We start from the raw sequence: 23,327 nt of genomic DNA on the forward strand, positions 1-23,327 counted from the left end.
AGGAAGATAGTGAAGATATACTAGTAAAAGGTATTCAGCATCTGGATGCAGAGGAGGAATTCGATGGAAACGACACGTGAACAGACATTTGCTAAACCAGGATATAATATTCACACGATTGAAACGGAAAAATTTAAAACAAATACGATTATTATTAAAATGAGGGCGCCTCTCCAAAAAGAGACCGTGACGATGCGTGCACTTTTGCCGCATGTTTTGCAGTCCGGCACCGAAAATGCGCCGTCAGCAGCTGCTTTTCGTACAGAGCTGGATGAACTATACGGTGCATTGTTTTTTTCAGATTCCACAAAAAAAGGAAACGAGCACGTGCTTACCTTTACAATGGAAGCAGCCAATGAAAAATACCTGCACGGCGAGAATGGTTTGTTCGACCGGGCGCTTACACTTTTGGCCGACGTACTGTTTCGTCCCCATTTAAAAGAAGGGGTTTTCCCGGACAAAGTCGTTCAGCAGGAAAAACGAAGCCTGGAGCAGCGGATCCGGTCCATTTATGATGATAAAACCCGTTATGCTTCACTTAAGCTTGTGGAAGAAATGTACGGAGATGATCCGTATGCATTGCCAGCCGGCGGCTTATTGGGAAAAGTGGGTTCGATTGATACAGCATCACTGTATACGTATTACCAAAAAGCGCTTGCAGAAGATATCATTGATATTTTCGTGATTGGTGATGTGAAAGCAGAAGAAGTCGCTGCCAAAATCGAGTCGCATCTTCCTTTTCAAAACCGGACTGCAACACCTGTCCAAACAGAGCCGGGCACGGGTCCTCAGGAAGTGCGCGAAATTCATGAAAAGCAGGATATCAATCAGGGCAAGCTGAACATCGGCTGCCGTACAACCATTACGTATGGAGATCCGCAATTTGTTGCCATGCAGGTTGCAAACGGCATATTCGGTGCTTTTTCCCACTCGAAATTGTTTATGAATGTACGTGAAAAAGAAAGTCTTGCGTATTACGCGGCAAGCCGTCTCGACAGCCATAAAGGCTTTGTGGCAATGCTTGCGGGTATTGATCAAAAAAATTATGAAAAAACAGTCCGCATCATGAAAGAACAACTGGAAGAAATGAAAAACGGCCATATTTCCGATCTGGAAATCAATCAAACAAAGGCACTCTTGAAAAACCAGCTGCAGGAATCAGCCGATACAGCGCGCGGTTTGGTAGAAGTGCTTTACCATAACCTCGCATCAGGGACAAAGCGCCCAATCAATCAATGGCTGGAAGAGATTGATGCTGTGACAAAAGAACGGGCAGCAGCGGCCGCCCAAACCATTACGATTGATACGGTATACTTTCTGTCAGGCAAGGAGGAAGAGTGATGGAGAAAACAGTTTTTGACCAAATGAATGAAACGGTTTATCATGAACAGCTCGACAATGGGCTTAATGTGTATATACTTCCGAAAAAAGGGTTTAATAAAACGTACGTAACCTTTACAACAAACTACGGATCAATCGACAATGACTTCATCCCAAATGGAGAAACAGAATTTGTTCATGTGCCGGACGGCATTGCCCATTTTCTTGAACACAAAATGTTTGAAAAAGCAGACGGCGATGTATTTCAAAAATTCAGCAGCCAGGGGGCATCAGCGAATGCCTTTACTTCTTTTACGCGGACGGCTTATTTGTTTTCAGCCACATCCAACATAAAAGAAAACACAGAAACATTGATTGATTTTGTTCAAGATCCTTATTTTACGGAACAAACGGTCGAGAAAGAAAAAGGCATCATCGGCCAGGAAATCCGGATGTATGATGATAATCCTGACTGGCGCGTATATTTTGGCTTAATTGAAAATTTATATAAAGACCATCCCGTGAAAATTGATATTGCCGGCACGGTCGAATCCATTGCCGAAATTACCAAAGACCACCTTTACACGTGCTACAACACGTTTTACCATCCAGTCAACATGTCGCTGTTTATTGTTGGACCGGTGGATGCCGGTGAGATGATGGCTTTCGTGAAAGAAAACCAATCGAAAAAGTCTTTTCCAGAGCCCGTTCCAGTTGAGCGGCGGTTTCCTGAAGAGGCTGAGAAAGCAGGTCTTGAGCATAAAGAGATCCGCATGAGTGTGAATACGCCAAAATGCGAAGTAGGCTTTAAAATGCCGGCCTCGGACCGCACAGGCAAGGATAAGCTGCGAGAAGAACTGGCGGCAAGTCTTTTGCTTGAAATGCTGTTTGGCAGAACAGCCGGGTTTTATGAAAAAGCGTATGAATCTGGCTTGATTGACGACACGTTCGGCTTTGACTACACAGCAGAACGAGGGTTCAGCTTCGCGCTTGTCGGCGGGGATTCCAATGATCCGAGTACGCTGGCTGAACGCATTCAAACACAGCTGTTAGAAGCAAAAGAAGGCGGTCATTTAACGGAGGAAGCGTTTGGACGTGCCCGCAAAAAGAAAATCGGCGCTACACTTCGCGCGTTTAACTCGCCTGAGTACATTGCCAACCAATTTACGCGATATCAGTTCAATGAACTGAATTTATTTGATACAGTACCGGTGTTAGAAGAGATGACTCTTCAGGATGTGACTGCTTTTGCAAAAGAAATGATTAAAGCTGAACGTTTTTCTTCCTGCTTTGTACTGCCAAAAGAGACGGCATAAATGAAAAAAACAGTGTTAATTACCGGGGCATCAGGCGGCATCGGCCGGGCGATTGCCTTGAAAATGGCCGCTTCAGGCTGGGATACCATTCTTCACTACAGCCGCAACGAAGAATCAGTGCGCGGGGCGGCACAAACCATCCAAAAAATGGGCAGGGAAGCTTTGGCGATTCAAGCGGATTTAACAAACCGGCAGGAGGTCCAGCACCTGGCAGAAGCATCTCAATCAGCTGAAGCGCTCATTTTTGCCGCCGGCATGAGCCAGTACGGCTTGCTCCAGGATGTCTCAGATGAAGAAATGGAACGGCTCTGGCTTGTTCATGTAAAAGCGCCGATGATTTTATCGAGAGAGCTGCTGCCGGCTTTGCTTCGGAAAGCGCCGGCTTCCATCACGTTTATTTCGTCAGTCTGGGGTGAAACGGGTGCTTCGTGTGAATCTGTTTATTCGGCTGTGAAAGGAGCCCAGATTGCTTTTGCCAAAGCGTTATCGAAAGAGCTTGGACCGTCCCGAATTCGTGTAAATACGATTGCACCTGGGGCAGTGGATACACCGATGAACAGCGAATTTTCCCAGGAGGAAAAAGAGGAGATCGCTTCAGATATCCCGCTTGGCCGTTTTGCTCTTCCTGATGAAATTGCTTCGGCGGCTTCTTTTTTAGCTTCCAGCGAAGCCGGTTACATTACCGGCCACACGCTGTCGGTAAATGGTGGATGGTACGCATAAATTCGTGCGCCGGGTACAGACTAAAGAGGATTCTTACTTGAAAAGGAGGATGCTCAACATGTCTGTACTTGACAACTGGCAGGATTGGAAGAAATTTTTAGGTAACCGTATGGATAATGCTCTGCACCGTGGTATGCCGGAAGAAGCAGTTAACAAATTGGCATATGAGATCGGTGACTACTTGCAAGCAAATGTAGAACCAAAAAATGAGCAAGAGCGTGTGTTAGCCGATTTATGGTCTGTTGCTGATGAATCTGAGCAAAAAGTCCTGGCGTCATGCATGATGAAACTCGTTCAAAAATAATACAAAGGCGAACCCTTTCCAGCTGTTTAAAGCTGGAAAGGGTTTTCTTTTTACTTGTGCTTTTAAAAATACATAATATCCTTTATTATAGTAAAAGGGTCCATGGCTGCACTATACAAGCCATGCTGGAGGAATATGATGGTAAAAAAAGAATATTACCTTGAATACAAAATTAAAAAAAACCGTCCGGGCCTGCTCGGGGATATTTCTTCTCTGCTGGGCATGCTGTCGATTAATATTGTCACGATTAACGGTGTAGATGATCAAAATCGCGGTTTATTAATGCGTGCGGAAAGTGAAGACCAAATCAAGCGTCTTGAATCTATTTTGCGCACAATGGACACAATTGAGATTGTGAAACTGAGAGAGCCGAAGCTGCGGGATCGAATGGCGGTGCGCCACGGCCGTTATATTGAACGCGATGCGGATGATCGGAAAACTTTTCGCTTTGTACGAAGTGAGCTTGGACTTCTGGTTGATTTTATGGCAGAATTGTACAAAATGGATGGCCATCGATTAATTGGTATTCGTGGTATGCCAAGAGTGGGGAAAACGGAATCTATCGTTGCGGCTAGTGTATGTGCGAACAAAAAATGGCTGTTCATGTCGTCCACCATGATAAAACAGACCGTTCGTGAACAACTGCTTCGTGATGAATACAGTCCAAAGAATATCTTTATTCTTGATGGAGTGATCTCGGCCAAACGTGCCGGTGAAAAGCATTGGCAGCTTATTCGGGAAGTGATGCAGCTTCCGGCTGTAAAAGTGGTAGAGCACCCGGATGTATTTGCAGAAAACAGTCACTACTCAATCGACGATTTTGACTATATTATCGAGCTGCGCAATGAACCGGACGAAGAGATTACATATGAAGCAGTCGAAAAAAATAACCTATTTCAGGACTCGGAGTTCGGTGGGTTTAACTTTTAATATTGGAAGGTGTTATGGGTGACAGAATTAGGGAGAAGATTGAAGGAAGCGCGCGAAGCAAAAGGAATGTCACTTTCAGATGTTCAGGAAACCACTAAAATTCAAAAACGGTATCTTGAAGGTATTGAAGAAGGCACATACGACATTATGCCGGGCAAGTTTTATGTCCGGGCATTTATTAAGCAATATGCGGAAGCGGTCGGTTTAAATGCAGAACAACTATTTGAAGAATTTAAAAGCGAGGTGCCGTCTTCTAACGAAGATGAAGTGCCGCTTCGTCCAACCGGCGCCGCTTTGTCTGAGCAGAAAACACGCGTTGATGCATCAAAGCCCGTTCGTGAATCTTCTAAATGGCTTGATTATCTGCCGAAGCTTTTAGTAGGGGCGTTTATCATTGGCGCAATCGCACTCGTTTATGTGCTTATTCCAAAAAGCGGTTCAGAAAGTGATCCAGCTGTAGAGGAAGAGGTACAGGTAGAAGAACCGCAAACGGAGAAGCCGGCTGTGGAAGAAACACCGGCAACTGAGGAAAAACCAGCCGAGGAAGAAAAAGCAGCACCGGCTAAACCAGCGGCACCGGCTCAAACACTTTCAGCCGTATCTACAAGCGGACGCCAGACGGTTTATGAGCTTTCTGGAGCGGACAAGCTAGAAATTGCTGTTGCTTCCAAAGGAGAAACATGGATTGAAATTACAGATGGAAGCGGCAAAAGCTATTTCAGCGGCATGCTTGCAAAAGGACAAACGCAAACACATAATATGACCGGTCAAAAAGAAGCGAAGATTAAAGTCGGCTTTGCCCCGGATACCGTTATTACGGTGAATGGCCAGGCACTTGCATACAAACTGCCGGCAGACAGCCAGGTGCTGCAGGATATTATCATTCGCCCGAAAGCACAATAACGGTCGTTTCTGGAGGGAACAGTTTTGAATTTACCTAATAAAATTACCATTTCACGTATTTTAATGATTCCATTCTTTATCTTAATTATGTCGGCTGATTTTGGATGGGGAACAATACGGGTTTTGGGAACCAATATGCCGGTCGAGCATTTTGTCGGAGCTCTTCTTTTCATCATTGCTTCAACAACAGATTGGATTGACGGCTACATTGCAAGAAAGTACAACCTGGTAACAAATTTCGGCAAGTTTCTCGATCCCTTGGCAGACAAACTGCTTGTATCAGCAGCGCTTATTTTGCTGGTGGAACTGCAGCTCGCGCCCGCGTGGATTGTCATCGCCATTATTTGCCGTGAATTCGCGGTAACAGGGCTTCGCCTTATTTTGGCGGAAACGGGCGAAGTGGTGGCAGCGAATATGCTTGGGAAAATTAAAACGTGGACGCAGATCGTTGCCATTGCCGTTTTGCTGCTGCATAATGCGCCATTTGAAAGTATAGGCTTTCCATTTGGCGATATTATGCTGTGGGTGGCCCTGTTCTTCACGCTTTGGTCCGGCTGGGACTACTTTAAGTTAAACAAAAATGTTTTTAAAGACTCGAAATGAGCAAAGAGGCACCCTGGGTTCTCCACGGTGCCTTTCGCTTACTAAAAGGAGTGTATACATAAGGTGAATGCAGAAATTATCGCAGTAGGATCCGAATTATTGCTTGGCCAGATTACCAATACCAATGCCCGCTTCCTGTCTCAGCATCTAGCGGAAATCGGCGTGAACGTTTATTATCATACGGTCGTCGGCGACAATGAGCAGCGGTTAGTGGACGCCGTTGAGCTTGCGCAAAAACGGGCGGATTTAATCGTGTTTTCAGGCGGCCTCGGTCCGACAAAAGACGACTTAACAAAAGAAACCATTGCCCGTTTAATCGGTAAGGCGCTCGAATACAACAAAGAGGCGCTTGAAAGTATCGAGGCGTACTTCCAAAAAACCGGCCGTATCATGACGGAAAACAATAAAAAACAAGCGCTCGTGATCGGAGGCAGCACCGTGCTGCCAAATGATAACGGCATGGCTCCGGGGATGTTTGCAAAAACAGGCGATACATATTATATGCTTCTTCCTGGTCCGCCACGTGAAATGCAGCCGATGTTTACGAACTACGGCCGCGCTGAAATTTTAAAGACAATGGAAAAAGTAGAGCGCATTGAGTCGCGCGTACTGCGGTTTTTCGGCATTGGCGAATCAGCTCTTGAAACGGAAATTGATGATATTTTGGTAAAGCAGACCAATCCGACGATCGCTCCGCTTGCAGGAGACGGAGAAGTTATTCTGCGAATTACGGCCAAGCATGAATCGTTAGCAGAAGCAGAACGTTTGATTCAACAGGCAGAAGACGACATTTTAAAGCGGGTAGGTGCTTTTTTCTATGGCTATGGAGAAACGACGATCGCGGCAGAACTGGCGGCGAAATTAAAAGAAAAGCAAGTAACGGTTGCTGCTGCAGAAAGCTTAACCGGCGGCTTGTTTTCGGGTGAACTTACAGCGATCCCTGGTACAAGCGCTGTTGTAAAAGGCGGCATCGTTTGTTATACAAACGAAGTAAAACATAAGGTGCTGGGGGTAAAAAGTGAAACTTTAGCAGATCATGGGGCAGTCAGCGCAGAATGTGCAAAAGAATTGGCTGAAAATGTTCGTGAACTGTGCGGCGCTGACATCGGCATTTCTTTCACAGGAGCAGCGGGGCCGGACCCATTAGAAGGGCACGAGCCGGGCACTGTCTTCCTGGCGATTGCGTGTGCGGGGCAGCAGACCATTGTTCATCCGCTGAAAATGGCTGGAAGCCGGGCTGGCATCCGCAAGCGTACAGTTAAATATGGCTGCCACTATTTGCTTGCTTTGCTTGATGAAGCCGAGCAGGGCTAAAAAGGACGTTTTTCCAAGAAATGAGCGCCGTGATTCACGGCTGGCAGAAGGTCGGAAAGCCGACTTGGCACGGCAGTTTTATAGACAAAAAATTTCTTCACAAATGCAGGTCCGCCGGTAGTTCCGGCGGGCTTTTTTAATAGGTTTCGTGGTATAATAAGAAAGCAGTAAACCGGTTGAAGTAAATAAAAATCTTCAATTGATCTTCTTTTTCTTCATAGCTTTTTACTCAATTCTATCTCTTCATTCCACAAGCATATTCCAATTTTAGGAAGGGTGAAAAAGTCGAATAAATGTTCGTTTTTTGCTTGTAATTCACCGCCAATTAAGGTATAGTTAAAGCAGGTTAAAACAACAACCGGCATAACAGCTGTTCCCATATAGATACACATTTTAGAGGAGGAATTTTATAGTGAACGATCGTCAGGCTGCCTTAGATATGGCACTTAAACAAATTGAAAAACAATTCGGTAAAGGCTCGGTTATGAAGCTTGGTGAGCAGGCAGAGCGCCGTGTGTCCACTACACCGAGTGGATCGCTTGCACTTGACTCCGCCCTTGGAGTAGGCGGCTATCCTCGCGGGCGTGTTGTCGAAATCTATGGACCGGAAAGCTCTGGTAAAACAACGGTTGCTCTTCACGCGATTGCAGAAGTACAGGCAAAAGGCGGACAAGCTGCTTTTATCGATGCTGAGCATGCGCTTGATCCGGTTTATGCACAAAAACTTGGCGTGAACATCGATGAGCTTCTTCTATCACAGCCGGATACAGGTGAGCAGGCACTTGAAATTGCAGAAGCTCTTGTACGCAGCGGCGCGATTGATATTATCGTAGTTGACTCGGTAGCTGCACTTGTACCAAAAGCGGAAATTGAAGGCGAAATGGGTGCGTCGCACGTCGGCTTGCAGGCACGTTTGATGTCGCAGGCGCTTCGTAAATTATCAGGTGCGATCAATAAATCAAACACGATTGCGATCTTTATCAACCAGATCCGTGAAAAAGTAGGGATTATGTTCGGAAACCCTGAAACAACTCCAGGCGGACGTGCGCTTAAATTCTACAGCTCTATTCGTCTTGAAGTAAGACGTGCAGAAGCGTTGAAACAAGGGAACGACATTGTCGGAAACAAAACAAAAATCAAAGTCGTGAAAAACAAAGTGGCGCCGCCGTTCCGCGTAGCCGAAGTAGATATTATGTACGGAGAAGGCATCTCGCGCGAAGGGGAAATCATCGACCTTGGTTCTGAAGAAGATATTGTGGAAAAAAGCGGCGCCTGGTATTCATACAATGGTGAACGTCTTGGACAGGGCCGTGAAAATGCGAAACAGTTCCTGAAAGAAAATCCAGATGTACGTCACGAGATTATGATGAAAATCCGTGAGCGTTATGGATTGGACAATGTTCAGGATCTTCCGCCGGCGGAAGAAGACAACGGAGCGGATACGTTGTTTGACGAAGAATAAGAGAAAAAGCAGGAGAGCGGGCCAGCCCGTTTCCTGCTTTTTTATTAGGCTCTTTCGAAATGAGGGGTTTCATGGAGAAAACCTTGACAATGAAATTTTACACCGATAAAATTAAACTTGTATATTTGACATTTTTTATCTTGAAAATGGAAATGTAGTGCTGTTTGTTTCATAACTTATGCGACAGCAGCCAACATGTGAAGCACATGACAATTATTTATAGCAAGAGGAGGTGAAATGATGGAACCCATTACAATCATCTCCATTTTGCTTGGCCTTATCATTGGTGTCGTTGTTGGCTATTTTGTAAGAAAATCAATTGCCGAATCAAAAATCGCAGGCGCGCTCAGCGTTGCTGACCAGATTGTTGAAGATGCAAAGCGGGAAGCGGAAGCGTCGAAAAAAGAAGCTCTTTTAGAGGCAAAAGATGAAATTCATAAATTGCGCACGGAAACAGAGCATGAACTCCGTGAAAGACGAAATGAATTGCAAAAACAGGAAAACCGCCTCCTTCAAAAAGAAGAAAACCTTGATCGAAAGGATGAATCCCTGAATAAACGGGAAGAAACTCTTGAAAACAAAGAGGCATCGTTAAACACAAGACAACAACATATTGAAGAGATGGACAGCAAAGTGGATGAGATGGTGAAAAAGCAGCAATCCGAGCTTGAGCGAATTTCCGCTCTGACACGTGAAGATGCACGCTCCATCATTTTAGAACGGACGGAACAGGAATTATCCCACGATATTGCAATCATGGTGAAAGAAAATGAACAACGTGCGAAGGAAGAATCCGATAAAAAAGCACGTGAAGTACTATCACTTGCCATCCAGCGCTGTGCAGCTGACCATGTGGCAGAAACGACCGTATCCGTCGTTTCACTGCCAAATGATGAAATGAAAGGGCGCATTATCGGGCGCGAGGGGCGGAATATCCGTACACTTGAAACACTTACCGGTATCGATTTAATTATCGATGATACGCCTGAAGCGGTCATCCTTTCCGGCTTTGATCCAATTCGCCGTGAAACGGCCCGCATTGCGCTGGAGAAATTGGTGCAGGATGGGCGTATTCATCCGGCGCGTATCGAAGAAATGGTCGATAAAGCCCGGCGTGAATTGGATGAGCATATTCGTGAAATTGGCGAACAAACCACATTTGATGTCGGCGTCCATGGATTGCATCCAGATCTCATCAAAATTCTCGGCCGCTTGAAATACCGGACAAGCTATGGACAGAATGTACTGAAACACTCGATCGAAGTGGCTTATCTTTCCGGCTTACTGGCAGCGGAACTTGGCGAAGATGAAACACTTGCCCGCCGAGCAGGCTTGCTTCATGACATCGGTAAAGCAGTCGATCATGAAGTGGAAGGCAGCCACGTTGAAATCGGCGTAGAACTTGGTCAAAAATACAAAGAACATCCTGTTGTCATCAACAGCATTGCTTCTCACCACGGTGACACAGAGCCAACATCTGTTATTGCCGTTCTTGTTGCAGCAGCAGATGCCTTGTCTGCCGCGCGACCGGGTGCACGAAGTGAAACACTTGAAAATTACATCCGTCGTTTGGAAAAACTGGAAGAAATTTCAGAGTCATACGATGGTGTTGAAAAATCATTTGCCATTCAAGCCGGACGCGAAGTGCGGATCATGGTAAAACCGGAGCAAATTGATGATTTGCAGGCTCACCGTCTTGCACGCGATATTCGCAAACGAATTGAAGGGGAGCTCGATTATCCGGGCCATATTAAAGTAACCGTTATTCGTGAAACGAGAGCAGTTGAATACGCAAAATAAGTGAAAGCGGTGTGCGAAAATCACACCGCTTTTCTTTTTTAACAGGAAGAAAGAAGGAGAAATATGGATTTATTATTTGTTGGGGACGTTGTCGGCTCCCCGGGACGCGATATGGTAAGTGAGTACGTGCCGAAATTAAAGAAAAAGTACCGGCCGGCTATTACCATCATTAACGGTGAAAATGCAGCGGCGGGACGCGGCATTACAGAAAAGATTTATAAAACCTTTATGCAGGATGGTGCCAACGTCGTCACACTCGGCAACCATGCATGGGACAATCGGGATATATTTGATTTTATTGATGGGGCAAAATGGCTCGTCCGTCCGGCGAACTTTCCAGCATCCGTTCCTGGAAAAGGGATTGCTTATGTGCCGGCCGGTGAATTCGAAGTAGCAGTTATTAATTTACAAGGCCGCGTATTTATGAATGATCTGGACTGCCCGTTTCAAAAAGCTGACCAGCTTGTAGAAGAAGCAAGAAAGCGGACGCCGTTTATTTTTGTTGATTTTCATGCGGAAACAACAAGTGAGAAACAGGCAATGGGCTGGTTTTTAGATGGACGGGTAACCGCTGTTGTCGGCACACATACACATGTACAGACAGCAGACAACCGGGTGCTGCCAGGCGGAACCGCTTATTTAACAGATGTAGGCATGACAGGGCCGTATGACGGGATTTTAGGCATGGAAAGAGAAACGATTATCCAAAAGTTTCAAAACCAGCTCCCGGCCCGATTCGAGGTGCCAAAAGAAGGACGCACCCAATTATCAGCATGTCTCATTCAAACAGACCGGAAAACAGGACGTGCCAAGTCGATAGAGCGTATTTTAATTAACGATGACCACCCTTTTCACGATTATTGATTCATAGCCCTTCTTCCTTTGAATATATATGAAAGACGAATGGAGGCTTTAGAAGGGGGATTAGGGAATGGATGTGTTAAAAGTATCATCAAAATCAAACCCGAATTCGGTCGCGGGTGCGCTGGCCGGAACCATGCGGGAAAAAGGCAGTGCAGAAATACAAGCCGTCGGAGCAGGCGCCTTGAACCAGGCGGTTAAAGCAGTCGCTATTGCGAGAGGATTTGTCGCACCCGGCGGCATCGATCTGATTTGTATCCCCGCTTTTACAAGTATTGTAATCGCAGGAGAAGCGCGAACGGCAATGAAATTAATTGTCCAATCCCGATAAGCATTCCAGCCATTTGGCTGGAATGCTTTTTTAAGTGGAGCCCCCTTAGACACCATAAAACACACAAAAAGACATTTTTTACTGATGAAGCATTCGTATAGTGATTTAAGTTTAAAAGTGATACACTAGGAGAAGCAGAAAATTGATGGGGTCATATTTAAAGGAGTGTTAGAAACAATGGCAGAGCAGCTTTCTTGGAAAGTGGGAGGACAGCAAGGGGAAGGAATTGAAAGTACAGGTGAAATTTTCTCAATGGCGTTAAACCGCCTCGGATACTACCTCTACGGGTACCGCCACTTTTCATCTCGTATTAAAGGCGGACATACAAACAATAAAATTCGTGTCAGCACGAAAAAAGTAAGCTCGGTCGCAGATGACCTTGATATATTGGTGGCTTTTGACCAGGAAACGATTGATGTGAATTACCGCGAGCTTCATGCAAACGGGATTATCATTGCGGATACGAAGTTTAAACCGGTCAAGCCGGATGACACAGAAGCTGGTTTTTATGCGGTTCCATTCACCGAAATCGCAACGGAGCTTGGCACCTCACTGATGAAAAACATGGTGGCTGTTGGTGCTACATGTGCCGTTATTAACCTCGACGTTTCTGTGTTTCTCGGGGTCGTAGAAGAGATTTTTGGCCGCAAAGGTGAAACCGTCGTTCAAAAAAATATGGAAGCTATACAGCATGGCTATGCGTACATGAAAGAACAGCTTGACGGTGGGACAAGCGCTCTTCAGCTTCCTCCGGCAGATGGACAGAAGCGGATGTTTATGATCGGCAACGATGCAATAGCGCTTGGTGCGCTTGCAGCAGGTGTACGCTTAATGGCAGCTTATCCGATTACACCCGCCTCGGAAATTATGGAATATTTAATTAAAAAATTACCGAAAGTCGGCGGCACCGTTATTCAAACGGAAGATGAAATTGCAGCTGCGACGATGGCAATCGGCGCTAACTACGGCGGTATCCGATCCTTTACGGCATCAGCCGGTCCGGGACTGTCTCTTATGATGGAAGCCATTGGCTTATCCGGCATGACGGAAACGCCGCTTGTCGTCGTTGATACACAGCGCGGCGGTCCGTCAACAGGACTTCCAACAAAGCAGGAGCAGTCTGATTTAATGGCAATGATTTATGGAACACATGGTGAAATTCCAAAAGTGGTAATCGCGCCGGGAACGGCAGAAGAAGGATTTTACGATACAGTAGAAGCGTTCAACATTGCTGAGGAGTATCAGGTGCCAGTAATTGTCCTGTCTGACCTGCAGCTTTCACTTGGCAAACACACGGTGGAGCCGCTCGATTACAGCCGGGTGAACATTCGCCGCGGCAAACTGGTAAAAGAGGGCATTGCGCCGCGCGAAGATAAATCTTATTTTAAACGGTATGAAGTCACACAAGACGGTGTATCCCCACGGGTGATTCCAGGCGTTGTCGGCGGGATTCATCACGTAACCGGGGTTGAGCATGATGAAACAGGCAAGCCGTCCGAGTCGCCGGCTAACCGGAACGCACAAATGGACAAGCGTATGAGGAAACTCGAAAACCTGCCACATGTGTTCCCGAACCCTGTTTATAAAAATGCCAAGCATGCAGAAGCAGACCTTTTATTGATTGGCTTTAATTCTACCGGCGGTGCGATTGAAGAAGCGATGGAGCGTCTTGAAGCGGACGGCATCAAAGTAAACCATGCGCGCATCCGGTTGATCCACCCGTTCCCGACAGATGAAATTCTGCCGCTTATTGAGTCGGCAAAAAAGGTCGCAGTTGTAGAAAACAACGCGACAGGCCAGCTGGCTAGTATTATTAAAATGAACGCCGGCTACCCGCATAAAATTAAAAGCATCTTGAAATATGACGGTAATCCATTCCAGCCGCATCATATTGTTGAAAACAGCAAGGAGCTGATTTAATCATGGCAACAGCAACAACTACAACATTTAAAGATTTCCGTAACAGCGTGAAGCCTAACTGGTGCCCCGGCTGTGGTGACTTCTCCGTGCAGGCGGCTATTCAGCGCGCGGCAGCCAATGTGGGGTTAACGCCCGAAAAACTAGCGGTTATTTCCGGGATCGGCTGCTCCGGCCGAATTTCCGGTTACATTAATTCGTATGGACTTCATGGCATTCACGGCCGGGCGCTTCCGATTGCGCAAGGTGTGAAAATGGCCAATAAAGATTTGACAGTTATCGCATCCGGCGGTGACGGCGATGGATTTGCGATTGGAATGGGGCATACCATTCATGCGATGCGCCGCAACATCGATTTAACGTATATCGTTATGGACAACCAAATTTACGGATTAACAAAAGGCCAGACTTCTCCGCGTTCAGCGGCCGGCTTTAAAACAAAATCAACACCGCTTGGTGCGATTGAGCAGACATTGTCACCGATGCAGCTGGCGGTTACAACAGGTGCTACGTTCGTGGCGCAAAGCTTTTCAACGGATTTAAAAGATTTAACAGCCATCATTGAAGCGGGTATTAACCATAAAGGTTTTTCTATTATTAACGTGTTCAGCCCATGTGTAACATATAATAAAGTGAACACGTATGACTGGTTCAAAGAAAACTTAACAAAGCTTTCGACAATTGAAGGCTACGATCCGTCTGACCGCCAGGCTGCGATGAATACACTGATGCAGCACGACGACCTGGTAACAGGCATTATTTATCAGGATACAGAGCGTCCATCCTACCAGGAGCTCGTTGAAGGCTACGCGGAAACGCCGCTCACTGAAGCGGATCTGGATCTTGGAGAAGAAACATTTAAGAAGCTTGTTGAAGAATTTATGTAAGATTTATGGCGCAGAGAAGAAATCTCTGTGCTTTTTCTGTGCCTTGCTTGAGTGCGGTCTTTGAACGGTATATACTTAAGGAATGTGCACGATAGTTTGAAAGATCGGAAAGGGGATTCACCATGAACGAAGAACAACGAAAAAATAGCGAGCAGGCCCGTCCATCGGACAAAAAATCCGTTAAGGACTACAGCCAGTATTTCCAATCTGTTTACACGCCGCCTTCTTTAAAAGACGCTAAAAAGCGCGGGAAAGAAGAAGTAGCGTATCACAATGATTTTAAAATCGACGAGCGTTTTCAAGGGATGGGCAATGGCAAAAACTTTTATATCCGTACGTACGGATGTCAAATGAATGCGCACGACACGGAAGTCATGGCGGGTATTTTTATGGCACTCGGCTACAATGCGGTGGAAACACCGGAAGAAGCAGATGTTATTTTACTGAATACATGTGCCATCCGTGAAAACGCAGAAAACAAAGTGTTTGGTGAGATCGGGTTCCTGAAACATTTAAAGCGGGATAACCCGAACCTGCTTCTCGGCGTATGCGGCTGTATGTCCCAGGAAGAATCCGTAGTAAACAAAATTTTAAAATCGTATCATCATGTGGATATGATTTTCGGTACACACAATATTCACCGTCTGCCGGAAATCCTAAACGAAGCCTACATGTCCAAAGAAATGGTTATAGAAGTATGGTCTAAAGAAGGAGACGTAATTGAAAACCTTCCAAAGGTACGCCAGGGCAATGTAAAAGCCTGGGTAAACATTATGTACGGCTGTGACAAGTTCTGCACGTACTGTATCGTGCCGTATACACGCGGAAAAGAACGGAGCCGCCGTCCGGAAGAAATTATCCAGGAGGTACGACAGCTTGCGGCGCAGGGCTACCAGGAAGTGATGCTGCTTGGCCAAAACGTAAACGCCTATGGAAAAGACTTTGCTGACATGGAATACCGCCTGGGAGACTTAATGGATGAAATCCGTCAGATCGGCATTCCGCGTGTACGCTTTACAACAAGCCATCCGCGTGATTTTGACGACCATTTAATCGAGGTGCTCGCTAAAGGCGGCAACTTGATGGATCATATCCATCTGCCGGTGCAAAGCGGTTCAACGGATATCCTCAAGATCATGGCCCGTAAATACACACGCGAGCAGTTTTTAGAGCTTGTGCGTAAAATCAAAGCAGCGATGCCGGACGTAGCACTGACAACCGATATTATTGTCGGCTATCCGAACGAAACCGAAGAACAATTCGAAGAAACAATGTCGCTTTATCGTGAAGTCGGCTTTGAAATGGCGTATACGTACTTGTATTCACCGCGTGAAGGCACGCCGGCTGCAAAAATGGTTGATAATGTGCCGATGGACGTGAAAAAAGCGCGTTTGCAACGGTTAAATGCGCTTGTGAACGAACTGTCTAATGAGTCCATGAAGCAGTATAAAGGCCAAATCGTTGAAGTACTCATTGAAGGAGAGAGCAAGAAAAATCCGGATGTTCTTGCCGGCTACACATCTAAGAACAAGCTTGTAAACGTAAAAGCACCAAAATCGGCCATCGGAAAAATTATTCCGGTGCGTATTACGGAAACAAAATCATGGTCAATGGACGGGGAAGCGGTAGAAATCGAAAATATGGCCGAGGTGAACTAAAATGGAGAAAACCATTTACACAAAAGACGAGATTATTGCCAAAGCAACAGAACTCGCCAATATGATTTCGGCTACGGAAGAAGTGGCGTTTTTTAAACAGGCAGAAGCCAAAATCCACGAAAACCAGAAGCTCCGTGAAAAAATGGCGGGTTTAAAAAGCCTGCAAAAGCAAGCTGTTAATTTCCAGCACTATAAAAAAGCAGAAGCGCTGAAAACAACAGAAGAAAAAATTGCTAAAATTGAGCAGGAGCTTGATGAAATGCCGATCGTGCAGCAATTCAAGCAGTCACAGACAGATGTAAATGCCATTTTACAGATGGTTGCGACTGCCATCTCCAATAAAGTGACCGACAATATTATTATGGAAACAGGCGGCGACCTGCTCCGTGGTGAAACAGGCGCCCAGGTAAGGAACCGCCCGCCAGGCAGCTGCTCGTAAAAAAACAATCCTGCCTTTTAGGCGGGATTTTTTTCAATCTTGGGCACCCGTCTCACTTTCTCTGCATACAATAGGAAGACCACATCAGAGGAGGGACAACAGATTGAGCCAATTCCGCGAGATCATCACAAAGTCCGTCGTTGCCAAAGGCCGGAAGTATACGCAGTCGCACCATGCTGTTCTGCCGCCGAATAAGCCGTCCGGCATTTTAGGGTGCTGGATTATCAACCACGAGTACAAAGCGAAAAAAGCCGGCAATAAAGTAGAAGTATTCGGCACGTACGAAATCAACGTCTGGTATTCTTATCACAACCACACGAAAACGGCTGTTGTCACGGATAAAGTTGAATACAAAGACGTGTTGAAATTAACGTACCGGGATGATGAGTACGACGGAGATGACCATGTTTGGGTAAAAGTGCTGCAGCAGCCAAATTGCCAGGAAGCCGTCATTTCTGACTGCGGTACGAAAATCAACGTGCAGGCGGAGCGCGAATTGCTTGTAGAAGTCACAGGTGAGACAAAAGTCTGCGTGGCGTTTCATGACTACGAAGATGAATGGGATTGCGAGCGGGAAACAGCAGAAGAACACCATGACCACTAAATGAGCTGGCGGGGAACGAACCGTTTTCCCGCTTTTTTTTCGTGTGCTATACTATCAGAAGAAGAAAGACAGAGAGGAATGCGACATGGCACAATATACTCCAATGATTCAGCAATATTTGCGTGTAAAGGCAGACTACCAAGATGCCTTTTTATTTTTTCGCCTCGGCGATTTTTACGAAATGTTTTTTGAGGATGCGTTAAATGCAAGCCAGATACTAGAAATTACTTTGACATCGCGGGACGGCGGCAGTGCAGACCGGATTCCGATGTGCGGCGTTCCCTATCATTCTGCCAAAGGGTACATAGAGCGGCTGGTCGCAGCAGGCCATAAAGTAGCCATCTGTGAGCAGCGGGAAGATCCGAAGCAGGCAAAAGGCGTGATCAAACGGGAAGTTGTACAGGTCATTACGCCGGGTACCATGATGGAAGGGTCCGGCATTCAAGAAAAAGAAAATCATTACCTGGCTGTGTTCGAGCGTTCCGGCAATGACTATGCGGTAGCGGCAGCGGATGTGACAACCGGCGAGTGTAAAACAGCTCTTTTTCCTTCGTTTGATGCGGCTCTTCATGAGCTGGCAGCCTACGGGGTAAAGGAAGTGATTACGGACGGTACGCTGGATGAGCCGGAAGCAAAGCAAATGCACGGCCGGCTTGGCGCGGTTCTTTCGGTAGAGGAAGCGGTGGAAGAAGAGTCATTCAGCCCTCTTTTGGGCCAGCTGACGCACGGACTGCTCCGCCAGGCCTCGGCTCGCTTGTATCATTACCTGCACCGGACACAAAAGCGCAGCCTCGACCACCTGCAGCCCGCGGAGCCGTATGAAATTCGCCATTACATGAACATCGATTATTTTTCAAAACGAAATCTAGAGCTGACAGAAACGATCCGTTCAAAAGGGAAAAAAGGCTCGCTTCTCTGGCTGCTCGATGAAACAAAAACCGCCATGGGCGGGCGTTTACTAAAGCAGTGGATTGATCGCCCGCTGCTCGATGAAAAAGAAATCGGACGCCGCCTGGCAGTTGTAGATACGTTTATCAAGGCTTTTTTTGAGCGGGAAGAGCTGCGTGAACAGCTGAAAGAAGTGTATGATTTAGAGCGGCTTGCCGGCCGGGTCGCTTTTGGCAGTGTTAATGCGCGTGATTTGGTCCAGTTGAAAAAATCACTTGGACAAATTCCTTTGCTTGTTCACGTATTAAAACAAATGAATGGAGCCGAGCTGGATAAGCTGGCTGATTCATTGGATCCGTGCGAGGAACTTTTGGACGAGCTTGAGCAGGCACTTGTGGAAGAGCCTCCTGTCTCGGTAAAAGAAGGCGGCATGATCCGGGACGGGTTCCATGCTCAGCTCGATGAATATAGAGATGCTTCCCGCAACGGCAAGCAGTGGATCGCGGAACTCGAGCAGCAGGAACGTGCGAAAACAGGCATTAAATCGCTCAAAATCGGCTACAACCGCATTTTTGGCTACTATATTGAAGTAACGAAAGCCAATCTTGGCTTGCTTGAAGAAGGCCGGTATGAGCGCAAGCAGACGCTCGCCAACTGCGAACGCTTTGTCACACCGGAACTGAAAGAAAAAGAAGCGCTTATTTTAGAAGCAAACGAAAAAATGGTGGAGCTTGAGTATGACCTGTTCTGCGAGCTGCGCGAGCACGTGAAGGGTTTTATTCCGCGCCTGCAGCTCCTTGCCCGCATAGTGAGTGAAGTAGATGTGCTGCAATGCTTTGCGGCGGTAAGTGAGTCGCGTCGGTTTGTCCGACCGGTGTTTTCAAAGGAAGGCCGGATGTGGATTAAAGAAGGCCGCCATCCGGTTGTAGAAAAAGTAATGGACGCACAAGGATTTGTGCCGAATGACTGCCATATGGAAGAAGGCCGGAACGTACTGCTGATTACCGGACCGAATATGTCCGGGAAAAGTACGTATATGCGCCAGACAGCGCTGATTGCCATTTTGGCGCAAATCGGCTGTTATGTACCGGCAGATGAAGCGGTGCTGCCGATTTTTGACCAGATATTCACCCGGATCGGTGCAGCGGACGATTTGGTGTCCGGACAAAGTACATTTATGGTTGAAATGCTTGAAGCGAAGCATGCGATCGTCAGCGCCACAAACCGCTCGCTCATTTTATTTGACGAAATTGGCCGCGGTACATCCACGTATGATGGGATGGCGCTTGCACAGGCGATGATTGAATATATTCATACAACAATTGGCGCGAAAACACTGTTTTCTACTCATTACCATGAGTTAACAGTGCTGGACCAATCTCTCGAGCATATGCAAAATGTTCACGTCACTGCAGCGGAACAGGACGGAAAAGTCGTCTTTTTGCACAAAGTAAAAGACGGTGCGGCCGATAAAAGCTACGGCATTCATGTAGCGGAGCTGGCTGGCCTTCCTGAAGCGGTGATTTCGCGGGCGTCAACGCTTTTGCACTCTTTAGAAAATCGTGAGGAGCACGATGCGCCGGCTGCCGCTCACCAGGAAGGACAGCTTTCTTTCTTTGATCAAGCACCTGTTCCAGCTCCGGTTGAGAAGGAGCCAAAGCCGTCCAAGGAAGATCCGTCTATTGTTGCCAAGCTGCTCAGCTATGACATTATGGAAATGACGCCGATGGAAGCAATGAATACATTATATGCTCTGCAAAAAGAAGCAAAAAAATGAGGTGAACATAAATGGGGATTATCCGCCAGCTTGACGAGTCATTATCCAATAAAATTGCGGCCGGTGAAGTGGTGGAGCGTCCGGCCTCAGTTGTGAAAGAACTAACCGAAAATGCGCTTGATGCCGGAAGTACGGTTATTGAAATTGATGTGGAAGAAGCCGGTCTTGGGCTGATCCGAATTACCGACAACGGGTCCGGCATAGAGCCGGATGATGTAGAGCGGGCTTTTTACCGGCACGCTACAAGTAAAATAAAAGATGAAAATGACCTGTTCCGCATCCGCACACTCGGCTTTCGGGGCGAAGCACTGCCGAGTATCGCCTCGGTATCTGATGTAACGATGGCTACGTCTACAGGAAGCGGCGCCGGGACGGAGATTGTTTTGTCCGGCGGCGCCATCCAGTCCAAGCGGCCGGGGCCTGCCCGTAAAGGAACGGAAATTACGGTCGCGAACCTGTTTTTTAATACGCCGGCCCGGCTGAAATACATGAAGAGCGTTCACACGGAGCTCGGTAATATTACCGACGGGGTCAACCGGATGGCTTTAAGCCGCCCGGATGTATCGTTCCGTCTCCGCCATAATGGCCGTGAGCTATTAAAAACAAACGGAAACGGCGATGCAAGACAGGTGCTTGCCGCTATTTACGGAACGTCTATTGCCAAGCAAATGATTCCGGTCGAAGCGCAGTCGCTCGATTTTCGGCTGTCCGGCTTCGTGTCGCTTCCCGAAGTGACACGTGCGTCGCGAAATTATATGTCGATGATTGTTAACGGGCGGTTTATTAAAAACTTTAAAATCTCTAACGCTATTTTAGAAGGCTATCACACGTTTCTGCCGGTCGGACGCTATCCGATCGTGCTGTTAAATATTGAAATGGACCCATTGCTTGTTGACGTAAACGTACACCCGGCGAAGCTGGAAGTGCGCTTTAGTAAAGAAGCGGAGCTTTGCGCACTGATTGCCTCCTCCATTAAAGAAGCGCTGCGAAAGGAAACACTGATTCCAGATGCACTGCCTGTACTAAAAAAGCGTAAAGACTTTACAGAGCAGCCGGCCTTTCAATTTGATGCGCCGCCTCCTCCGCGCAAACCGGCCATGCCGCCGGTGTCGGAAGTGGAAAAGCTGTACAAGCCTGAATATTACGAGGAGCCTGTAAAAGAGGAGCCGCCGCACACCGCGTTTTATCCAGCTGATCACGAACCGCCTGCCGAACCGGAGCCGGTAAAAGAGGAGGCACCAGTTGTGCCTGCCGAACCGGCAGAGCCGAAAGAGCGCATGCCGATGCTTTATCCTATCGGCCAGATGCATGGCACGTATATTTTTGCCCAAAACGAAAACGGCTTGTATATGATCGACCAGCATGCCGCTCAAGAGCGAATTAAATATGAATACTTCCGGGAAAAAGTCGGACAAACGGAACCGGAGCTTCAAGAACTGCTTATTCCGCTCACGTTTGATTTTTCAGCGGATGAGTTTATGAAAATCGAAGAAAACCGGTCCGCACTTGAAGGTGTCGGTGTATTTTTAGAGCCATTCGGCGATCGGTCGTACGTTGTCCGTGCACATCCAGTCTGGTTTCCAAAAAATGAAGAGCGTGATGTGATCGAAGAAATGATTGAAGAAGTACTGGCGATGAAAAAGCCAGATGTGAAAAAAATTCGCGAGGAAGCAGCGATTTTAATGAGCTGCAAAGGATCAATCAAAGCGAACCGCCATCTGCGGAATGATGAAATTGAGCAGCTGCTGGCCGATCTGCGACGCAGCGAAGACCCTTTTACGTGTCCCCATGGCCGGCCCATCACCATTCATCTGTCCAACTATGATATTGAAAAAATGTTTAAAAGAATTATGTAAAGAGGTGGCACGATGTCTTTTAATGGACAAGCAATTCTGCCGGCAATCCGGTCAATGAAAGACTTTGAGAAAATGCTCTCCATGAATTATGAATACGGTGTGTTTTTAGATCTGCACATCGGGCAGGTAAAAAGTGTGCTTGATCTTGCCCGGCAAAATGGGAAAAAGATGTTTGTTCACCTTGATTTAATAAACGGGCTTGCCGGTGATGAGCATGGTGTGGAATTTATTGCCCGATACGCCAAGCCATACGGCATTATTTCCACAAAAGGAAGCGCCCTTGTCAAAGCAAGGCAAAAAGGGCTCGTGGCCACGCAGCGGGCATTTATTCTAGATTCGAATGCGGTCAACAGAAGCGTTCGGCTTGCACAAAAAGCGGAGCCGGACTTTATTGAAGTGCTGCCGGGTGTAGCACCAAAGATTATCCAGCTGATCCGCCGTGAAACCGGAAAGCCGGTTTTTGCGGGCGGGCTGATCGAAACAAAAGAGGAAGTAGAAGCCGCTCTTTCGGCAGGTGCGTCTGCTGTAACCACATCAGATGTCGCCCTGTGGAAAGAATTTGCCGGGAGCTAAAAAGAAGCGCAGCCAATAAGGCTGCGCTTCTTTAATTGGCACCGTAAAGGGCATAGTCGGGCAGCGGCAGCCCAAGCTGCAGAAGCGATTCTTCAATATGCGAGACGGCTCTTTTGAGAACTTCTACCCGTGCAAACTTTTTATCATTTCCTTCAATCACGAACCATGGTGCGTGAGCAAAATCTGTTTTCTCAAGCATTTCTTCGGCCGCTTCCACATACTGGCCCCACTTTTTCCGGTTGCGCCAGTCTTCATCGGTAATTTTCCAGCGTTTTAAAGGGTTTTGCTGCCGTTCTTCAAAACGGCGCAGCTGCTCGTCTTTGGAAATGTGCACCCAAAACTTCATCATTATGTATCGTTCATCTGTTAATGATTTTTCGAATGCATTAATTTCATCGTACGCCCGCTTCCATTCACAGTTGACAGCATAGCCTTCAATTCGCTCAACGAGCACGCGGCCGTACCAGGAGCGGTCGAAAATCCCAATTTGCCCGTGCTGCGGCAGCTTGCGCCAGAACCGCTGCAGGTAATGGTAGCGCAGCTCATGCGGCTGGGGAGCTGAAATCGGATGAACCAATACGCCGCGCGGATCGAGCTGTTCATTCATCCGCTTGATTGCCCCGCCTTTTCCGGCCGCATCCATGCCTTCAAATGCAATAATTAAGCCGATTTTTTCATGAAACAGCGTTTGCTGCAGAGCAAGAAGGCGCCGCTGGTACTTCTCAAGCTCCACTTTATACAGCTTTTTATCCATTAACTGCTTGTCCTGCTTTAATTTTTCTAGTTGGATTTTCATCTTCATTCCTCCTTTTCATTCCCATACCCATTATCACGCTTTTTCAACATTTTTTAAAAACATTT

The 23,327-nt window shown here is 46.9% G+C and carries 22 protein-coding genes; 20 read left to right on the forward strand and 2 right to left on the reverse strand.

What is annotated here, in order from left to right:
• Window positions 1–63: 63 nt before the first annotated feature.
• From yfmF to L2D08_RS14090, 8 genes are all read left to right on the forward strand, one after another.
• Window positions 64–1,341 (forward strand): EF-P 5-aminopentanol modification-associated protein YfmF, encoded by a 1,278-nt coding sequence (gene yfmF, locus L2D08_RS14055; RefSeq protein WP_242234482.1) that lies wholly within the window; start codon window positions 64–66, stop codon window positions 1,339–1,341.
• A complete protein-coding gene (yfmH, locus tag L2D08_RS14060) occupies window positions 1,341–2,636 on the forward strand; it encodes an EF-P 5-aminopentanol modification-associated protein YfmH (protein WP_242234483.1) in 1,296 nt (431 codons plus the stop codon). The genes yfmF and yfmH overlap by 1 nt, the downstream gene beginning before the upstream one ends.
• A complete protein-coding gene (gene ymfI, locus L2D08_RS14065; RefSeq protein ID WP_242234484.1) occupies window positions 2,637–3,359 on the forward strand; it encodes an elongation factor P 5-aminopentanone reductase in 723 nt (240 codons plus the stop codon).
• Window positions 3,360–3,417: 58 nt separating this feature from the next.
• Complete coding sequence (locus L2D08_RS14070; RefSeq protein ID WP_242234485.1) at window positions 3,418–3,663, forward strand: DUF3243 domain-containing protein; 246 nt, start codon at window positions 3,418–3,420, stop codon at window positions 3,661–3,663.
• 138 nt (window positions 3,664–3,801) lie between these two features.
• Window positions 3,802–4,593, forward strand: a complete 792-nt coding sequence (locus L2D08_RS14075; protein ID WP_242234486.1) for a DUF3388 domain-containing protein — start codon at window positions 3,802–3,804, stop codon at window positions 4,591–4,593.
• An 18-nt stretch (window positions 4,594–4,611) separates the two neighbouring features.
• Window positions 4,612–5,496, forward strand: a complete 885-nt coding sequence (locus L2D08_RS14080) for a helix-turn-helix domain-containing protein (protein WP_242234487.1) — start codon at window positions 4,612–4,614, stop codon at window positions 5,494–5,496.
• A gap of 24 nt (window positions 5,497–5,520) precedes the next feature.
• Window positions 5,521–6,099 carry a CDP-diacylglycerol--glycerol-3-phosphate 3-phosphatidyltransferase gene (pgsA, locus tag L2D08_RS14085; RefSeq protein WP_242234488.1) on the forward strand — a complete coding sequence of 193 codons (579 nt, stop codon included), beginning with the start codon at window positions 5,521–5,523 and terminating at the stop codon, window positions 6,097–6,099.
• Window positions 6,100–6,162: 63 nt separating this feature from the next.
• Window positions 6,163–7,413, forward strand: a complete 1,251-nt coding sequence (locus tag L2D08_RS14090; RefSeq protein ID WP_242234489.1) for a competence/damage-inducible protein A — start codon at window positions 6,163–6,165, stop codon at window positions 7,411–7,413.
• A 215-nt stretch (window positions 7,414–7,628) separates the two neighbouring features.
• On the opposite strand, the gene L2D08_RS14095 is transcribed toward L2D08_RS14090, so the two are convergent.
• Entirely contained in the window at window positions 7,629–7,793 is a 165-nt protein-coding gene (locus L2D08_RS14095) for a hypothetical protein (RefSeq protein ID WP_242234490.1), read from the reverse strand.
• Window positions 7,794–7,825: 32 nt separating this feature from the next.
• Here L2D08_RS14095 and recA point away from each other — a divergent pair, with 32 nt between their 5' ends.
• From recA to L2D08_RS14155, 12 genes are all read left to right on the forward strand, one after another.
• On the forward strand, window positions 7,826–8,875 hold the full coding sequence (gene recA, locus L2D08_RS14100; RefSeq protein ID WP_309087136.1) for a recombinase RecA: 1,050 nt from the start codon (window positions 7,826–7,828) through the stop codon (window positions 8,873–8,875).
• 240 nt (window positions 8,876–9,115) lie between these two features.
• On the forward strand, window positions 9,116–10,675 hold the full coding sequence (gene rny / locus L2D08_RS14105; RefSeq protein ID WP_242234491.1) for a ribonuclease Y: 1,560 nt from the start codon (window positions 9,116–9,118) through the stop codon (window positions 10,673–10,675).
• Between the two features lie 63 nt (window positions 10,676–10,738).
• On the forward strand, window positions 10,739–11,539 hold the full coding sequence (locus L2D08_RS14110; RefSeq protein ID WP_242234492.1) for a TIGR00282 family metallophosphoesterase: 801 nt from the start codon (window positions 10,739–10,741) through the stop codon (window positions 11,537–11,539).
• A 67-nt stretch (window positions 11,540–11,606) separates the two neighbouring features.
• The gene (locus L2D08_RS14115) at window positions 11,607–11,867 is read left to right on the forward strand and encodes a stage V sporulation protein S (RefSeq protein WP_050181379.1); all 261 of its coding nucleotides are present in this window, start codon (window positions 11,607–11,609) and stop codon (window positions 11,865–11,867) included.
• Between the two features lie 177 nt (window positions 11,868–12,044).
• Entirely contained in the window at window positions 12,045–13,787 is a 1,743-nt protein-coding gene (locus L2D08_RS14120; RefSeq protein ID WP_242234493.1) for a 2-oxoacid:acceptor oxidoreductase subunit alpha, read from the forward strand.
• 2 nt (window positions 13,788–13,789) lie between these two features.
• Window positions 13,790–14,671, forward strand: a complete 882-nt coding sequence (locus L2D08_RS14125) for a 2-oxoacid:ferredoxin oxidoreductase subunit beta (RefSeq protein ID WP_242234494.1) — start codon at window positions 13,790–13,792, stop codon at window positions 14,669–14,671.
• A 122-nt stretch (window positions 14,672–14,793) separates the two neighbouring features.
• Window positions 14,794–16,329, forward strand: coding sequence for a tRNA (N6-isopentenyl adenosine(37)-C2)-methylthiotransferase MiaB (gene miaB, locus L2D08_RS14130; protein WP_242234495.1), 1,536 nt, complete (start codon window positions 14,794–14,796; stop codon window positions 16,327–16,329).
• 1 nt (window position 16,330) lies between these two features.
• Window positions 16,331–16,768, forward strand: coding sequence for a YlbF/YmcA family competence regulator (locus L2D08_RS14135; RefSeq protein WP_242234496.1), 438 nt, complete (start codon window positions 16,331–16,333; stop codon window positions 16,766–16,768).
• 103 nt (window positions 16,769–16,871) lie between these two features.
• Window positions 16,872–17,372: an outer spore coat protein CotE gene (cotE, locus tag L2D08_RS14140; protein ID WP_242234497.1), complete on the forward strand. Its 501-nt coding sequence runs from the start codon at window positions 16,872–16,874 to the stop codon at window positions 17,370–17,372.
• An 85-nt stretch (window positions 17,373–17,457) separates the two neighbouring features.
• Entirely contained in the window at window positions 17,458–20,037 is a 2,580-nt protein-coding gene (gene mutS / locus L2D08_RS14145; RefSeq protein WP_242234498.1) for a DNA mismatch repair protein MutS, read from the forward strand.
• Between the two features lie 11 nt (window positions 20,038–20,048).
• On the forward strand, window positions 20,049–21,893 hold the full coding sequence (gene mutL, locus L2D08_RS14150; protein WP_242234499.1) for a DNA mismatch repair endonuclease MutL: 1,845 nt from the start codon (window positions 20,049–20,051) through the stop codon (window positions 21,891–21,893).
• Window positions 21,894–21,905: 12 nt separating this feature from the next.
• The gene (locus L2D08_RS14155) at window positions 21,906–22,466 is read left to right on the forward strand and encodes a glycerol-3-phosphate responsive antiterminator (RefSeq protein WP_242234500.1); all 561 of its coding nucleotides are present in this window, start codon (window positions 21,906–21,908) and stop codon (window positions 22,464–22,466) included.
• A gap of 31 nt (window positions 22,467–22,497) precedes the next feature.
• Here the strand turns inward: L2D08_RS14155 and L2D08_RS14160 are convergent, their stop codons facing one another.
• The gene (locus L2D08_RS14160; RefSeq protein ID WP_242234501.1) at window positions 22,498–23,262 is read right to left on the reverse strand and encodes a polyphosphate kinase 2 family protein; all 765 of its coding nucleotides are present in this window, start codon (window positions 23,260–23,262) and stop codon (window positions 22,498–22,500) included.
• Window positions 23,263–23,327: the final 65 nt, after the last annotated feature.

This window comes from Domibacillus sp. PGB-M46, from assembly GCF_022668875.1.
Lineage (GTDB): Bacteria > Bacillota > Bacilli > Bacillales > Domibacillaceae > Domibacillus.

What these genes read in the sequence shown, in the direction of transcription:
- L2D08_RS14160 (WP_242234501.1), bottom strand. Translation starts at nt 23,262, where the DNA reads ATGAAAATCCAACTAGAAAAATTAAAGCAGGACAAGCAGTTAATGGAT.
- L2D08_RS14125 (WP_242234494.1), top strand. Translation starts at nt 13,790, where the DNA reads ATGGCAACAGCAACAACTACAACATTTAAAGATTTCCGTAACAGCGTG.
- rny (WP_242234491.1), top strand. Translation starts at nt 9,116, where the DNA reads ATGGAACCCATTACAATCATCTCCATTTTGCTTGGCCTTATCATTGGT.
- L2D08_RS14070 (WP_242234485.1), top strand. Translation starts at nt 3,418, where the DNA reads ATGTCTGTACTTGACAACTGGCAGGATTGGAAGAAATTTTTAGGTAAC.
- yfmH (WP_242234483.1), top strand. Translation starts at nt 1,341, where the DNA reads ATGGAGAAAACAGTTTTTGACCAAATGAATGAAACGGTTTATCATGAA.
- mutS (WP_242234498.1), top strand. Translation starts at nt 17,458, where the DNA reads ATGGCACAATATACTCCAATGATTCAGCAATATTTGCGTGTAAAGGCA.
- yfmF (WP_242234482.1), top strand. Translation starts at nt 64, where the DNA reads ATGGAAACGACACGTGAACAGACATTTGCTAAACCAGGATATAATATT.
- L2D08_RS14095 (WP_242234490.1), bottom strand. Translation starts at nt 7,793, where the DNA reads ATGGGAACAGCTGTTATGCCGGTTGTTGTTTTAACCTGCTTTAACTAT.
- L2D08_RS14135 (WP_242234496.1), top strand. Translation starts at nt 16,331, where the DNA reads ATGGAGAAAACCATTTACACAAAAGACGAGATTATTGCCAAAGCAACA.
- L2D08_RS14115 (WP_050181379.1), top strand. Translation starts at nt 11,607, where the DNA reads ATGGATGTGTTAAAAGTATCATCAAAATCAAACCCGAATTCGGTCGCG.
- L2D08_RS14155 (WP_242234500.1), top strand. Translation starts at nt 21,906, where the DNA reads ATGTCTTTTAATGGACAAGCAATTCTGCCGGCAATCCGGTCAATGAAA.
- miaB (WP_242234495.1), top strand. Translation starts at nt 14,794, where the DNA reads ATGAACGAAGAACAACGAAAAAATAGCGAGCAGGCCCGTCCATCGGAC.
- mutL (WP_242234499.1), top strand. Translation starts at nt 20,049, where the DNA reads ATGGGGATTATCCGCCAGCTTGACGAGTCATTATCCAATAAAATTGCG.
- L2D08_RS14075 (WP_242234486.1), top strand. Translation starts at nt 3,802, where the DNA reads ATGGTAAAAAAAGAATATTACCTTGAATACAAAATTAAAAAAAACCGT.
- L2D08_RS14120 (WP_242234493.1), top strand. Translation starts at nt 12,045, where the DNA reads ATGGCAGAGCAGCTTTCTTGGAAAGTGGGAGGACAGCAAGGGGAAGGA.
- L2D08_RS14110 (WP_242234492.1), top strand. Translation starts at nt 10,739, where the DNA reads ATGGATTTATTATTTGTTGGGGACGTTGTCGGCTCCCCGGGACGCGAT.
- ymfI (WP_242234484.1), top strand. Translation starts at nt 2,637, where the DNA reads ATGAAAAAAACAGTGTTAATTACCGGGGCATCAGGCGGCATCGGCCGG.